This window comes from Fuerstiella marisgermanici, from assembly GCF_001983935.1.
GTDB lineage: Bacteria > Planctomycetota > Planctomycetia > Planctomycetales > Planctomycetaceae > Fuerstiella > Fuerstiella marisgermanici.
Window position 1 is genome coordinate 125,759 of sequence record NZ_CP017641.1, and the last position, 15,163, is coordinate 140,921.

Genomic DNA, 15,163 nt, shown 5'->3' on the forward strand with positions numbered 1-15,163 from the left:
CAACGGTCGCGCCGGACGTAGCTGACGAAATCACTTCACCGTTGGCCCGAAAGTTATTCGTGCTGGACACGAATGTCATCCTGCACGACGCGCAATGTATTTTTAAGTTTCAGGAACACGATATTGCACTGCCCATTACGGTCCTGGAAGAGCTGGATCGATTCAAAAAGGGCGACAACGATCTTCATTTTCAGGCGAGAAAGTTCCTGCGATCGCTGGACGAACTGGCATGCGACGTGATGTCCGACGAAGGCGCGTCTTTGGGTGAGGGGCTTGGCCGAATTCGCGTTTTGATGAGCCTCCCGTTTCGCCAGGCTGATGAAGTCTTGCTGGGCGATACTGTCGATCACCGAATCCTCAAGACAGCACTCGCAGTGGCGTCACTGGAATCGGCTACGGACGTAACGCTTGTGACCAAAGATACCAATCTGCGATTGAAGTCCAAGGCATTCGGGCTTGTGGCGCAGGACTACAACAACGACAAGATCCGCCACCTTGACGATCTCTACACTGGGCGGCGTTTCGTTGACGACGTTTCATCCGAAACAATCGCCGCGATTTACGACTGCGAAGCGGGTGTCGCTCGACATGATCTGAAATCGATTGAAACGCCGCTTGGCAATGAAAATTTTATTCTGCGAAACGGTTCTCGTTCCGTTTTGGCAACCTACGACGCGGTTGAAGAACGATTTCGCCGAGTGGAGGCTTCGCAGTGCTTCGGTATTCGTCCCCGCAATGCCGAGCAGTCATTTGCCATCAATGCACTGACTGATTCACAGATCCGGTTGGTTACATTGTCGGGCAAGGCAGGCTCCGGCAAGACGCTGTTGTCATTAGCAGCAGGGCTGGCGTGCGAGTCGGAATATCGCCAGGTACTTCTGGCCCGCCCTATCGTTCCGCTTAGCAATCGTGATCTTGGATTCCTGCCCGGAGACGCGCATGCCAAAATCGAACCGTACATGCAGCCGTTGTTCGACAATCTTTCTGTCCTGAAGCACGGAAACCCAGGTTCGCAAGCGCTCGTGGCTCAAATGCTGGAAGACGAGCGACTGCAAATCACACCGCTGGCCTACATCAGGGGCCGCAGTCTTCAGCAAACTTACTTCATTGTTGACGAAGCTCAAAACCTGACACCTCACGAAGTGAAGACCATTATTACGCGGGCCGGTGAAGGAACGAAAATCGTTCTCACCGGCGATCTGCAGCAGATTGATCATCCGTATCTTGATTCCGCATCGAACGGCTTGACCTACGTGATTAACCGGATGCGGGGACAGCAGCTTTACGCTCACGTAACGCTCGAAAAAGGCGTGCGATCAGAGCTTTCAGAAGTCGCCAGCAACCTGCTCTGACGGCTGGCGATTCAGTCAGCGGCTGCGGTGCACCTGGCGATTCCGGTCGATATTTCCGGGATTGAGGGAAAATCGGCATTGAGACGGCCAAAGAAAATAGCCAGAAATGCTCAAAATCTGCCCAATTATTCCCGATTCTGCTGGAGTGTTAACTTCGTGTTAAGAACGCCAAACGTGAGTCGCGACGAAGCCGCTCACCTGTTTAAATCCAAAGTGAGAACATTGCAGGAGCGGTTGGGATCTCAACCGCTCTTTTCTTTTAAAAGAACTGAGACTGCACACGTGAAACCCAATTCCTTTGCCGCCGCCGCGTTTGTGCTACTAATCACACTCGTTACGGGCTGTTCATCGTCAACCTCAGACGGCGACGCTGCTGCAACGTTGAAGCTTCAAGGTTCGGGAGCAAGTTTTCCGGCACCTTTGTATGGCCGCTGGTTCAAAGAATACAGTGCAGCCACCGACGCCGTGAGAGTGGACTACCAGGCAAAAGGCAGCGGTGGCGGCATCAAAGATTTTACTGAGCACACTGTCGATTTTGCGGCCAGTGATGCGGCTATGAATGACGAGGAAATCGCTGAAGTCGACGAAGGTGTCGTTTTATTGCCGCTTACAGCAGGAAGCGTGGTACTGGCTTACAATTTGCCGGGACTCAGTCAGCCATTGAAACTGTCTCGGGAAGCATATGTCGGGATTTTTCTCGGCAAGGTGACGAATTGGAACGACAAGACGATTGCGGCAGCCAATGAGGGCGTCGATCTTCCCGACCTTCCTGTCACCGTCGTTCGGCGAGCGGACAGCAGTGGGACAACATTCATCTTCACGAATCACCTAAGTGCCATCAGCCAGGAATTTGCCGATGGTCCGGGCGTCGGTAAATCCGTGAACTGGCCGGAGACAGGCAACTTCATCGCGGCTCCCAAGAACGACGGAGTCACCGCAACGATAGTGCAGACCCCCGGCTCGATCGGCTATATCGAATTCGGATTCGCTGAGCAGGCCAAGCTGCCGATGGCTGAACTTGAAAACGCCGCCGGAGAATTCATTGCTCCGACACTGGAAAATGCTGCCACCGCGTTAGCCAGCGTTGAAATGCCCGACGACCTGCGTGCGTGGTTACCGGATCCTGAGGGAGAAGGGGCCTACCCGATTGTCAGTTACACGTGGTTGCTGTGTTACAAGCAGTACGACGATCCTGCCAAAGCGAAAGCTCTAAAAGAACTGGTTCGGTGGTGTCTGACGGAAGGGCAGGAGTCAAGTCCTGAAATGGGCTATGTGCGTCTGCCGGAAAACGTCGTTGAGACCGTGGTTGGCAAATTGGAATCGATTCAATGATGTCTGGTCGGGGACGGTTCCGCTTCCCGTCAATGCTTCTTACCTACCCAATTGAGTAAATGCCTGCTGCCACCACAACAGTCTCGGAGTCAACGAACCCGACAACACTGTCGGTGCCACCGTCTCGGTGGGAGATTGCGGTCGATCGTGGCTTTCGACTATCGACTCGGCTGTTTGCCTGGGTGACCGTGGCGCTGGTATTCCTGATCGTTTACGAAGTTGCTGGCAATGCGATGCCCGCGATTCGACGCTACGGATTCAGCTTTCTTACCAGCACGACATGGGATTTGCAGAAGGACCAGTTTGGTATCCTGCCAGAGATCTGGGGCACTCTGTATAGCTCGCTGTTGGCATTGACGATCGGCGGATTCTTCGGGATTAGCATCGCCATATTTCTGACACAGGATTTTCTGCCGCCGACGATCGAGTGGATTTTCAAGAACATCGTCGAACTGCTGGCGGCCATTCCAAGTGTCGTGTACGGCTTGTGGGGAATCTTCGTCGTAATACCCTTGCTGCGGCCGTTAGCGACATGGTTGCACGACCATCTTGGATGGTTTCCGTTATTCGGCACATCGCTGTCGGGGCCGGGGATGCTGCCCGCGGCCATCGTCCTTTCGATCATGATTCTGCCAACAGTGTCCGCAATTTCTCGCGATGCCCTCAGCAGCGTTCCTGAAAAAATCAAAGAGGCTGCGTTTGGACTTGGGGCAACCCGGTGGGAAGCGATCTTCGGTGTCATCCTGCCGTCAGCGTCCGCTGGTATTTTTGGCGCTCTCGTGCTGGGCTTCGGTCGGGCACTCGGGGAAACCATGGCGCTGGCGATGCTGGTTGGGAATTCCAATCAGATTAGCATTTCGCTGTTCTCGCCGGGAAACACGCTGGCTGCCCTGCTCGCGAATCACTTTCCGGAAGCGGGCCGAGGTGAAGAACCTGTGCTGATGTATGCGGCGTTGATCCTGCTGACAATCACGCTGCTGGTCAACATCACGGGAGCCTTCATTCTGAAGGATGCGACGCAGCGATTTCAGGGGCACGCAAAATGAAGGCGGCCGACATCGTGAAAGAATTTGACGGCGTCGATTTTCCGCAGTTGGAACATTCGCTGCAGCAACCACGGACATTGATTAGTGCCGGCTTGAGTATCGCGACCGGAATTGTCACGGTTGTTGCGTGCATCCCTTTGTTCAGCGTTCTGATCATGTTGATCTGGCGCGGCGGCAAGAAACTGTCGCTGGAACTATTCACCGCACTCCCGCCAACAGCCTTCGAACAAGGCGGTGGATTTGGCAACGCCATCGTTGGCACGATCGTCATCGTTGCGATTGCAGCAGCTATCGCGATTCCTTTGGGTGTACTCACAGCCGTTTTCCTCGCTCAGGTTGGTCCTAATAGTCGCACGGCAGCGATTGCTCGATTTTGTGCGAAAACGTTGACTGGCCTGCCGTCCATTCTGGCTGGTGTGTTCGCCTACGCTGCAGTTGTCGCGGCAACAGGCGGCTACTCGGCACCAGCGGGAGGCGTGGCGTTAGCGCTGCTGATGCTGCCGACCGTTATTCTGACTTCGGAAGAAGCGATGAAGATGGTCCCAAAACGCATGAAGGAAGCGGCGATTGGAATGGGGTGCACGCCAACTCAGGTGGCCTGGAAAATCGTCCTGCCAACTGCCCTTCCCGGAATTCTGACGGGAGTGATGTTGGCGGTCGCTCGAGCTGCCGGGGAAACGGCACCCCTACTCTTTACCGCATTGTTCAGCAACTACTGGATCTTTGAATACGGGCAGTCGCAGGTGATGGAACCAACTGCGTCACTGGCTGTGTTTATCTACAACTTTTCCGGCATGCCGTTCGAAAACCAAATCGAGATGGCCTGGGCCGCATCGCTCATTCTTGTGCTGATGGTTCTGGGAACCAACATTACCGGACAGCTTATTTCAAGTCGCACGCGACGAATCAGATAGAAAGCTTTACTCATGGCAGTCGCCGCCGCCCCGGAAACGCCGCACACGGCAAACGGAAATGGGCGTCCTATCCTGGATTGTAATATCCAAAACCTGTACTACGGCAACTTTCACGCCGTACGCGATAGCCATATTCCGATTCGCAAGAGTGAAATAACGGCATTCATTGGCCCATCCGGGTGCGGAAAGAGTACCGCTCTGCGTTGCCTGAATCGGATGAATGACCTGGTGCGCGGCTTTCGCTTCGAAGGCTCTGTGCGTTTTCGTAATCGCGATATCTACGCGCCATCCATTGATCCGGTCGCTGTGCGCCGATACATCGGGATGGTTTTTCAGCAGCCCAATCCGTTTGCGATGAGTATCTATAATAACGTGGCTTTTGGGCTTCGGTTGAATCGTTACAAAGGCAATATCGCCGAACGAGTGGAACACGCGCTGCGTGGCGCCGCATTATGGGACGAAGTCAAAGACAAACTTAAAACGAATGGACTGGCTCTATCCGGCGGACAGCAACAGCGACTGTGCATCGCGCGGGCCATCACGACAGAGCCGGAAGTCTTGCTGATGGATGAACCTTGCTCGGCGTTGGATCCGATTGCCACTCGCCGAATCGAAGAATTGATGCAGAAGCTGAAGGAACGCTACACGATCGCGATCGTGACTCACAACCTGCAGCAAGCCAAACGCGTTGCCGACAAAACCGCATTCATGTACGTCGATACATCGAAGGGCGGACGGACGGGGTACCTTGTCGAATTCGGTGACACACAAGAGCTGTTTGATTCTCCTCAGGAAGACGCCACAAAACGCTACATTCGAGGTGACTTCAGCTAAGTGCTGTGTCCAGCTAACCGGCTTAAGCTTCTGTGTCGTTCGGCGTCCGCTGCCGCAACGCACGCAACGAACACGCGCTGGCGAATTAACACAAAACTGATAGAAGCTGCGCCGATTTTTCATGTTGCTCAACATGATTCGCTGCGTGAGTGCTTCGACCGCCTGTGGACCACTGCGAAATCTTGACCGCTGCAGTTCTTCGCAGCGGCAGGCAGCGTCTGCTACGGGCCTTCTCCTTCGCAGTCCTCACTATTTGGTACTGGCGGAAGCCTGCCTCCCCGCAGGTTTTTCGCCAGTGCCCTCACAGATTTCAGAAAGAGTTTGCAGGATCGATTCCCCCATGAGCAGTGATCAGGATGCCGCGTTTTCTGAACGTGTCCATCAGGGACACGTCGCCAATTTTCTGCGCAAGGTTGGCTCTGCTGAAAATCAAGAGGTGCTCCAGCGGCTTCACGAGATCATCGATTTTGCATTTGAAAAACAGATGATCGATGAAGCTGGCCGCGACGACCTGTACGCCGCCATTCACGCCAGGCAATCGGCCATGCAGGCCTCTCAGTAGCCGCACAAGAAACGAAGACATTGCCAACACAAGCAAGGCGGCGCCAATTTCGTCCGCTGATGGTCTGGCCAGGCTTCGTTTTTGGATGTCCCCATTTTGGCCCCTGCATTGAGCTCCGGGCAGAGCACAACACACGTGCGCGCCTCGTCTTGCAATGTAGCTTTGGCGTCTCAGTGAATTCAGGGCACGGTCCGAAAGGTCGAATTCATTGAACCTTAACGGTGCGTGAGTTGAACATTCACATGAACTCATATTTTACCCCGCATACCAAATCTATCGTCGTCTCAGTCACCGAGTTTTGAGGCGTCCCCAAATTGTCAGGAGATAAGTCGCATGATTTCACGTCGCAAAACATGGAAAAATATCGTCAGCAACTGGGTGGGACATTCTGGCGGCCGCAAGCGGCGAACGTCCAGGTTGAAGCAGCAGGTTTCAGCGAGTACGCAGGTGGAACCCGTAGAGCGAAGGTTGCTGCTGACGGAAATCGCAGCGTTCAACTTCGAGGTTGAAGGTGGGTATCAGCTAACGAATCCCAACAATAATGACGCGGAGATCGCAGAAACAACTGATGGCAGCGGCGACTATTTCACTCGCACGGATGGAAGCAACATCGGTGCCAGTTTTGTTTACAATGACAAGCAGGGGGACTACTTTTTCGCTGTTCAGGATGTAAACGGCGAACCGCCGAACTCGACGCATATCGATCAGACTTTTGACGCGATCGATATTTCCGGGTTTTCAACTCTTACATTTTCCGCGATGGTCGCGGAAGACGTGGCGTCCGATGGTAGTCAGGACTGGGATGCCAATGCTGCATTAAAGTTTGAGTATTCGATCGATGGCGGAGCATTCCAGAATCTGCTTGCGTTTGAATCTGAGGGTGGCACAAATTCTCAACCGAGGCAGGATACAGACTTTGACGGTGTTGGTGACGGCACAGCACTGACGGACACCTTTCAAACATTCACCGCTTCCATCATTGGGACCGGAAGTTCGCTCATTCTTCGAGCTCGCTATGAAAATCTCGATGCGGGCGACGAAGATGTAGCGATTGATAATCTGATCATCGAAGGCGAAACGGGAGGTGACTCGACGCCGCCGGATATTCTTTCGATCACGCGACTGGATCCTGTTACAGAAAATACCAACGCAGACGTATTGACGTTCCGTGTGCGGTTCAACGAAGCACTGCAGAACGTGGGGGTAGCAGACTTCGCCGTGAACGGCACGACGACTGCATCCGTGACAGCCGTCGTTCAGGCCAGTCTCGGTGTGTACGACGTCACTGTCTCCGGCGGTGACCTCGCCAACTTTGATGGCACGGTCGGCCTGGACATCGCTGCGTCGCAGGACATTACAGACATTGCCGGCAACGCGTTTGCGACGGCCGAGCCTGCTACTGATGAGACCTACACGCTGGACAACGCTCCGGCACCCGATGTCGTTTTGAACGAACTGTATGTCAATGTTCCGGGGGGCGACAATAACCGCGAATACATCGAAATTCGGGCATTAAGTGGTGCGGCCACGACGTTGAGCAACGTGACGCTGCTGGCCATTGAAGGCGATGGTACCGGCGCGGGGACAGTCGACTTTGCACTTAATCTTGGTTCCATTTCAACCGGAAGTAACGGGCTGCTGCTGCTGCTGCTGGGTGACGGGTACGGCACGTCCGGTACTCCGTGGCCGACAGGCGTCGTGAATGCGAATACTGAGATCGCTGATCTGAACGCTCCCGCAAACCTGGAGAACGGTTCAAACACTTACCTGCTGGTTGAGGGATTCACCGGAGGCGTCAACACCGACTATGATGACGACAATGACGGCACTTTCGACACGACTCCCTGGACTCGAATTATCGATGGAGTCGGTTGGTCGGATGGAGGCGGCAGCGATCTGGTCTACAGCGATGCCCGCGTGGATGTGTTGTCGTCCGGCACGCACGCGGTCACTCGATTCCTCGGCGATGATGCGACAAACTCGTTGAGTTCGTGGTACGGGGGCGGAATCGACGGTGCCGACTTAGCTCAGGCCTATGATCCGGCGGCGGCCACAAGCAACCTTCCTGGTGGCGGTCGAATCACGCCTGGTGCGGAAAACACTCCCGATGCGGAGACTCCGGGCGTCACGATCGATCTGGCGGACGGGGGCGCTGTGAACGAAGAAGGCTCGACCAGCGACACGTTCACCGTCGTGCTGGATTCTGAGCCGACTGAAGATGTCACTGTGACGATCACCGTCAGTGACGGCGAAACGACAACGGATCTTAGTTCCGTCACTTTCACATCAGCGGCATCAGGCACTGCCGGCAGCTGGCAGGATCCTCAGGTGATCACTGTCACAGCCGTCGATGACAGCGACGACGAAGGTGACCACACGGGCAAAATTACCTTCAGCGTGACCAGTGACGACAGTAGTTACAACGGCCTCACTGTCGCTCCTGTTTCGGTCGATATCACTGACAACGACGGCAGTGGAGTCGTCGCGACTGAGCTGTATATCAATGAAGTCATGATCGACGCACCGGGGCCTGACACGGGTAGCGAATACATCGAACTTCGCGGTACTCCCAACGGCGTCATTTCTTCCGATACCTATATTGTGATCATCGAAGGGGATGCCAGCAATCAGGGTGTTCTGGATCACGTGTTCACGCTGGGCGGAATGCAGTTTGGTGCCACTGGGTATCTTGTGCTTTTGCAGTCGGGCAGCACCTATACGGTCGACCCGGCAAGCAGTGTCGTGACAGCCACGGGGACTGGCTGGGGAACCGATTTTTCCAGCCGCACCAACGATCTCGAAAATGGCAGCTCGACGATTGCGCTGGTTCAGTCAGATGTCGATCTCAACACATTGGTCACTCAGGATATCGACGCCGACGATAACGGCGAAGTTGATGACCTTGACTTTCCTCTGACGATCGTCGACAGCATCGGAAACATTGACGGTGGTGCGACCGATACGGCCTACGGACTCATCAACGTCAGCGGCAACGGCCAGGGACTTGTACCGGCTGGCTCAACGTTGGTCGACATTTCCGCTCAGGGCCTGCTGGGAGGCTCGTATCACCCGGACTACCTTGCTCGCATTGGCGACTCCACCGGTTCGGCGCAAGCCGATTGGGTGTTTCCGGAGATCGCGGGTGCTGCTCCGAATTTCTCGCTGGCAACTGGCGCGACGGTGCCTTATCAACTTGGAGGAGCTGCGCTGGATCACATTGGCACGTCTAATGTGTTTGATGCTCCTGAAGCGTTGTTTGTGGAAATCACCCCGACGTCGCTTTCTGAAAACGGCGGAATCACGACAGCCCGCGTGTATCGGACTTCGGAGGATATTTCCAGCTCACTGGTCGTGGACCTCAGTAGTGATGACGACACAGAAGCGACCGTCCCAGCTCAGGTCACCATTGCTGCCAATGAGGTATTTGCTGAATTCGTGATCACAGCCCAGGATGACGCAGATGCTGACGGTGATGTGACGGTAACAATCACGGCATCCTCAGTCGGCTATGCCGATGGAACCGACACCGTTGATGTCGCGGACGATGAAGTCGCCAATGCACCAGACTTCCAGATCACGGAAGTCTTCGCTGGCGTTTCCGACGGAGAAAATGGCACCGAAGACTGGTTTGAAATCACGAATCTCGGTTTGGCCGCAGGCGATATCGCCGGTCTGTACTTCGAAGACGATTCCAATGACCCGACTGCAGGGGCGGAACTTCCGTCAGTTACGTTGGCTCCCGGTGAATCGGTTATCGTGCTAATCACGGACAGTGCCGCCGACGTCGGCACCTTCGAATCCATTTGGGGGGTCGGGGCAAACATCATTACCGTTGATGGTCCGGGCCTTGGCGGCGGCGGTGACACGGTCAACCTGTATCACGGCAACACCGCAGGAGCAAGTTTGGTTGAGAGCGTAACGTATGATCCAGCAGGCTACCCCGACTATCTCACCTATGTTTTTGATGCTGGCGGAAATCAAAGCCAACCTACCGCTGGCGTTGACGGAGCGTACAACAGTGCTGAGTACGAAAAGAACGATCCGGCGGACGGAGCACTCATCTCGCTGGTTGGGTCGCCCGTTGATCCTGCAGCTCCACTGACTGTCACCTTCAGCCCAGTTGACGACGCTACCGGGGTTCCGGGAACCGACAATCTGGTCATTGAATTCAATGAAGTCGTGCTGGCAGGATCGGGCAACGTCGAAGTCCGACTCTCGTCCGATAACAGTCTCGTCGAAGCTGTTGACGTAATGAGTGGACAGGTCACCGTTGACGGGACCACGGTCACCATCGATCCATCGGCCGATTTGACGGCTGGGGCCGGGTTCTACATTTTGATTCCCGCAACAGCCTTCACAGATTTGAGCGGCAACTCCTACGCTGGCACCGTTGATTCATCGACATGGAACTTTACGACGGCTGCGGGAGCCGAAATTCAGGTCGAGGGCCAGGGCACTGAAATTGTTTCCGGTGATACCACGCCCGACGCCGCAGATGACACGGCGTTCGCAACTGTTGACACTGATGGTGGCACACTGACGCACACTTTCACCGTCCGCAACGTTGGCGACACGGACCTCGATGTCAGCACGGTGACTATCAGTGCCGGTGATACGGCTGACTTCAACATTGGCAACTTTACAGCCGGAGCGGTCACCCCCGGCGGAAGCCTGACCTTCGACGTCGTGTTTGATCCTGCGTCAGATGGTGCAAAGACGGCAACGATTTCGATCGGGAACGATGATGCCGACGAGAACCCCTACACTTTTGTTGTCTCAGGAACGGGGGCGTCACCGGCCAGCATCGATGTCACGGAAGTCTTTTCCGGTACAGACGGTGAAAATGGAACCGCAGACTGGTTTGAAATCACCAACACCGGCGGGGCGGTGATCGACACGTCGACACTCTGGTACGAAGACAGTTCCAACGCACCAAGTGAAGGTGTGCAGCTACCGGCATTTAGCCTCAATCCCGGTGAAACCGTTATTGTGCTGATCACCGACAGCGTGGCAGACATTGACACATGGGAATCAATTTGGGGCGTTGGAGCGAACATAATCATTGCCGATGGTCCAGGCCTTGGCGGTGGTGGCGACACTGTGAACCTTTACGATGGCAACACTGCCGCCGCGAATCTGATTGAAAGTGTTACCTACGACCCAGCAGTTGGCGGACATCAGGATTACCACACGTACATCTTTGATGCCGCGGGTGTGCAGAGTCTGCCAGTTGCAGGAACTGATGGAGCCTATGAGAGTGCTGGTTTCGCTGACGGTGGTAGCACAAGCACGGTTGTTGGATCACCAGTCGACCCCGCCGCACCGATTGTGGATTCACTCAGTCCAGCCGACGACACGACCGGCGTCCCGGGGGGCTCAAATCTGGTCATCGATTTCAACGAAGTTGTGCTGACTAGTACGGGTAACATTCAGATCCACCTCGCATCTGATGATTCCGTAGTCGAAACCATCGATGTCACGAATGGACAGATTACAGTTGATGGGACGATGGTGACCATCGATCCTGTATCTGATCTTGCCGGTGGAACTGCCTACTATGTTTCCATCCCATCGGCTGCGTTCACCGATTTGAGCGGCAATGCATACAGTGGAATTTCGGATGCCGCGACGTGGAATTTCACGACCGCGGCGGGGGCGGAAATCCAGGTGGAAGGGCTGTCAACGGAAATTGTTTCTGGAGACACGACGCCGGACGCTGGAGACGATACACAGTTCGGCACCGTGGACACGGCTGGCGGCTCGCTCACTCACACCTTCACTATCCGCAACGTTGGTGATTCGGCCCTGGACGTCAGCGCCATCACTGTTAGTGCAGGCGATACGGCTGACTTCACGATTGCAAACTTCACAGCAGGTTCCATAGCTGCGGAGGCAAACCTGACATTTGACGTCACCTTTGATCCGACCTCAGACGGAACAAAATCAGCCACAATTTCAATTGCAAACGACGATGCTGATGAGAACCCATACACCTTCACTGTCGAAGGAACGGGCTACACTCGACCAGGTATTGAAATTACGGAGGTCTTCTCAGGCGTAGATGATGGTGAAAATGGCACCGAAGACTGGTTCGAAATCACGAATACAGGTGCGGAAGTCATCGACACATCGACTCTGTACTACGAAGACAGTTCGGACACTCCGACAGAAGGCGTCCAGTTACCGGCATTCAACCTGAATCCTGGTGAAACGGTCATTGTCCTGCTTTCAGAAATTCCCGTTGACGACATCGCTGCCTTCGAAGGAATTTGTGGCGTCGGAGCCAACATTATTACCGTCGACGGACCAGGACTGGGCGGTGGTGGTGACCGCGTCAATCTCTATGACGGAAATACTCCGGCCGCCAACCTCATCGACAGTGTTACCTACGACCCAGCGACTGGCGGACACCAGGATTACCACACGTATGTCTTTGATGCTGCGGGAATTCAAAGCCTTCCGGTTGCTGGAACCGATGGGGCCTATGAAAGTGCGAGCTACGAGAAGAACGATCCTTCGACCGGTGAACTCATCTCGCTGACGGGGTCACCTGTCGACCCAGTGGCTCCGGTCACTGTGACGTTCAGCCCGGCAGATGATGCGGCCGATGTCGCCGGTGGTGATAACCTGATCATTGAATTCAATGAAGTTGTCCTGCTCGGAACCGGCGACCTCGAAATCCGACTGGCTTCCGATGATTCCGTTGTCGAAACCATTGATGTTTCGGCCGGTCTGGTCACGGTCGATGGCAGCCAGGCCACGATTGACCCGACCGGCGATCTGGCTGCCGGGACCGATTTCTACGTCCTGATTCCATCGGGAGCCTTCACCGACCTCAGCGGCAATGACTACACGGGCACAACTGACGCCAACACCTGGAACTTTACCACGGCCGGCGGCACGGAAATCCAGGTTGAAGGTCAGGCCATGGAAATTGTGTCCGGCGGCACAACTCCAGATGCTGCGGACGACACTCAATTTGGTGGAGCGGTGACGGATGGCGAAACCGTCACTCATACTTTCACGATTCGCAACATTGGCTCTGTAGATCTGGATGTCAGCAGCGTCGCAGTCATTGCCGGTGACACCTCGGACTTCAGTATTGCCAACTTCACGGCCGGAACGGTTGCCGGAGGTGCCAGCCTGACATTCGATGTCGTCTTTGATCCAACATCAGACGGAATCAAGACGGCCACGGTTTCCATCGCCAACGACGATGCTGACGAAAACCCATATACGTTTGACGTACAGGGCAACGGTTATACGCCAGCGACAATCGCCGTGACGGAGTTTATCAACGATGTCACCGGCGAAGAAGACACGGACGAATGGCTCGAACTGTACAACTATGGCACAACGGACGTTGACCTAACTGGCTATGTTTTGACCGATGAAGGCTCAAACGCAGTGACGCTGGGAACGGCCGTCATTGCCGCTGGAGACTTCCTGATTCTGGCCAAAGACAAGTCCGCGTTCGAAACCCAGTGGCTGGGCGGAGTGGCTGATGCCCGAGTCGTCGGCTACGACGGCAGCAATATGGCACTTGGCAACGGTGCGGATGAGCTGATCATCAGCGATCCGCTGGGCAACGTGATCTACAACGTAGCATGGGTGAATGACGAAACAACAGGCCGAGCGACTTACCTGACCGATGATTCATTCACTCGCCGAAACTGGGGCACCGAAGCGGGAAATCAGATCAATCGAGCTGGCGATGACCTTGGAATTCTCGGCCTGACTGGCTACGAGCAGAACACCATTGAATCGCCAGAAGCCGGATCGATCACATCAACGACCGGCGATGTGGGAACTCCATTCTCGTCCAGTCTGTTCGCGGCACCGGAACTCGTTGTTGATCCGACAGCTGTGTCTGTGAACGAAGGCGGTTCGGCGACGTTCAACGTTTCTCTGTCAGCCCAACCATCAGCCGACGTCGAAGTCACGATTGCAACCTCCGGCGACGGGGACATCACGACCGGCGCGACAACTCTGACATTCACACCTTCCAACTGGAACACGGCTCAGCCGGTGACTGTGAACGCTGCAGAAGATGCTGACGCGGACAACGGTGTGGCGACAGTCACCGTGTCGTCCACCGGACTGACCAGTGTTGATGTGACGGCTACCGAAGTCGACAACGACACGCAGAACCTTGTTGTTGATCCGACAGCCGTGTCTGTGAACGAAGGCGGTTCGGCGACGTTCAACGTTTCTCTGTCAGCCCAACCATCAGCCGACGTCGAAGTTACGATCGCAACCTCCGGCGACGGGGACATCACGGCCGGCACGACAACTCTGACATTCACACCGGCCAATTGGAACACGGCTCAGCCGGTGACTGTGAACGCTGCGGAAGATGCTGACGCGGACAACGGTGTGGCGACAGTCACCGTGTCGTCCACCGGACTGACCAGTGTTGATGTAACGGCTACCGAAGTCGACAACGACAGTGCTGCAGCGGATGCGACTTTGGAAGACGTGACGTTCTACAACGAGGATGCTGCGTTGGAAGATGGATTGAGCCTTGACCAGACTGGCCAGCGTTCCATCATCAAACGTATCGAATTGGTGCTGGACGGTGAGATTTCGGTCTCCGGGGCTGCTGCCACTGACGGAACATTCACGGTAACGAATCTCGACAGCAACTCGACCGTGGGACTGAATGTCGAATCCGCCGCAACTGCTGGCGGCAAGACGGTTGTCGTGCTGTCCTTTGTTGCCGGGGCCAATGTAGACGTGAACGGTTCGCTGATCGACGGTAACTACCGCCTCGACATTGATGGCTCCATTCAGGGCTTTGATGCGGACGGCAGTGGCACCAACGGCGGCAGTCACGCAATCGACTTCCACCGGTATTACGGCGACAGCGATGGTGACCGTGATGTGGACAACAGCGATTACGGAAATCTGTACCGAGCTTTCTATGGAGATGCCGCCTATATGAACGCTTTCGATCGCGATGGCGACGACAGTCTCTTCGACGAAACGGATGCCTTCTTCGCCAACTACGGGCGGCTTGAGATCGCCGAGTAAAACATCGGGAATGACGAAATTGTGTTAATTAAAGGTTAAGAGGCAGGCTGGCGGATTTCTATCACCTACGTGAACTGGACAATATGAACG

7 protein-coding genes are annotated in these 15,163 nt (G+C 55.1%); all 7 read left to right on the plus strand.

What is annotated here, in order from left to right; all coding sequences use genetic code 11:
- Positions 1 to 59 precede the first annotated feature (59 nt).
- Positions 60 to 1,352 carry a PhoH family protein gene (locus Fuma_RS00410; RefSeq protein WP_229360807.1) on the plus strand — a complete coding sequence of 431 codons (1,293 nt, stop codon included), beginning with the start codon at positions 60 to 62 and terminating at the stop codon, positions 1,350 to 1,352.
- Between the two features lie 282 nt (positions 1,353 to 1,634).
- Positions 1,635 to 2,684, plus strand: coding sequence for a phosphate ABC transporter substrate-binding protein PstS (gene pstS / locus Fuma_RS00415; RefSeq protein WP_083732514.1), 1,050 nt, complete (start codon positions 1,635 to 1,637; stop codon positions 2,682 to 2,684).
- Positions 2,685 to 2,743: 59 nt separating this feature from the next.
- The gene (gene pstC, locus Fuma_RS00420) at positions 2,744 to 3,730 is read left to right on the plus strand and encodes a phosphate ABC transporter permease subunit PstC (protein WP_077022388.1); all 987 of its coding nucleotides are present in this window, start codon (positions 2,744 to 2,746) and stop codon (positions 3,728 to 3,730) included.
- Positions 3,727 to 4,644, plus strand: a complete 918-nt coding sequence (pstA, locus tag Fuma_RS00425) for a phosphate ABC transporter permease PstA (protein ID WP_083731701.1) — start codon at positions 3,727 to 3,729, stop codon at positions 4,642 to 4,644. Before pstC ends, pstA begins: the two co-directional genes overlap by 4 nt.
- A gap of 12 nt (positions 4,645 to 4,656) precedes the next feature.
- Positions 4,657 to 5,478 carry a phosphate ABC transporter ATP-binding protein PstB gene (gene pstB, locus Fuma_RS00430; RefSeq protein ID WP_077022389.1) on the plus strand — a complete coding sequence of 274 codons (822 nt, stop codon included), beginning with the start codon at positions 4,657 to 4,659 and terminating at the stop codon, positions 5,476 to 5,478.
- Positions 5,479 to 5,818: 340 nt separating this feature from the next.
- Positions 5,819 to 6,040, plus strand: coding sequence for a hypothetical protein (locus Fuma_RS00440; RefSeq protein ID WP_077022391.1), 222 nt, complete (start codon positions 5,819 to 5,821; stop codon positions 6,038 to 6,040).
- A 333-nt stretch (positions 6,041 to 6,373) separates the two neighbouring features.
- Complete coding sequence (locus Fuma_RS00445) at positions 6,374 to 15,073, plus strand: choice-of-anchor D domain-containing protein (RefSeq protein ID WP_077022392.1); 8,700 nt, start codon at positions 6,374 to 6,376, stop codon at positions 15,071 to 15,073.
- The last annotated feature ends 90 nt before the right edge of the window (positions 15,074 to 15,163 follow it).

Coding starts and splice junctions, on each gene's coding strand:
- pstC (WP_077022388.1), top strand. CDS start 2,744: ATGCCTGCTGCCACCACAACAGTCTCGGAGTCAACGAACCCGACAACA.
- pstA (WP_083731701.1), top strand. CDS start 3,727: ATGAAGGCGGCCGACATCGTGAAAGAATTTGACGGCGTCGATTTTCCG.
- pstB (WP_077022389.1), top strand. CDS start 4,657: ATGGCAGTCGCCGCCGCCCCGGAAACGCCGCACACGGCAAACGGAAAT.
- Fuma_RS00440 (WP_077022391.1), top strand. CDS start 5,819: ATGAGCAGTGATCAGGATGCCGCGTTTTCTGAACGTGTCCATCAGGGA.
- Fuma_RS00445 (WP_077022392.1), top strand. CDS start 6,374: ATGATTTCACGTCGCAAAACATGGAAAAATATCGTCAGCAACTGGGTG.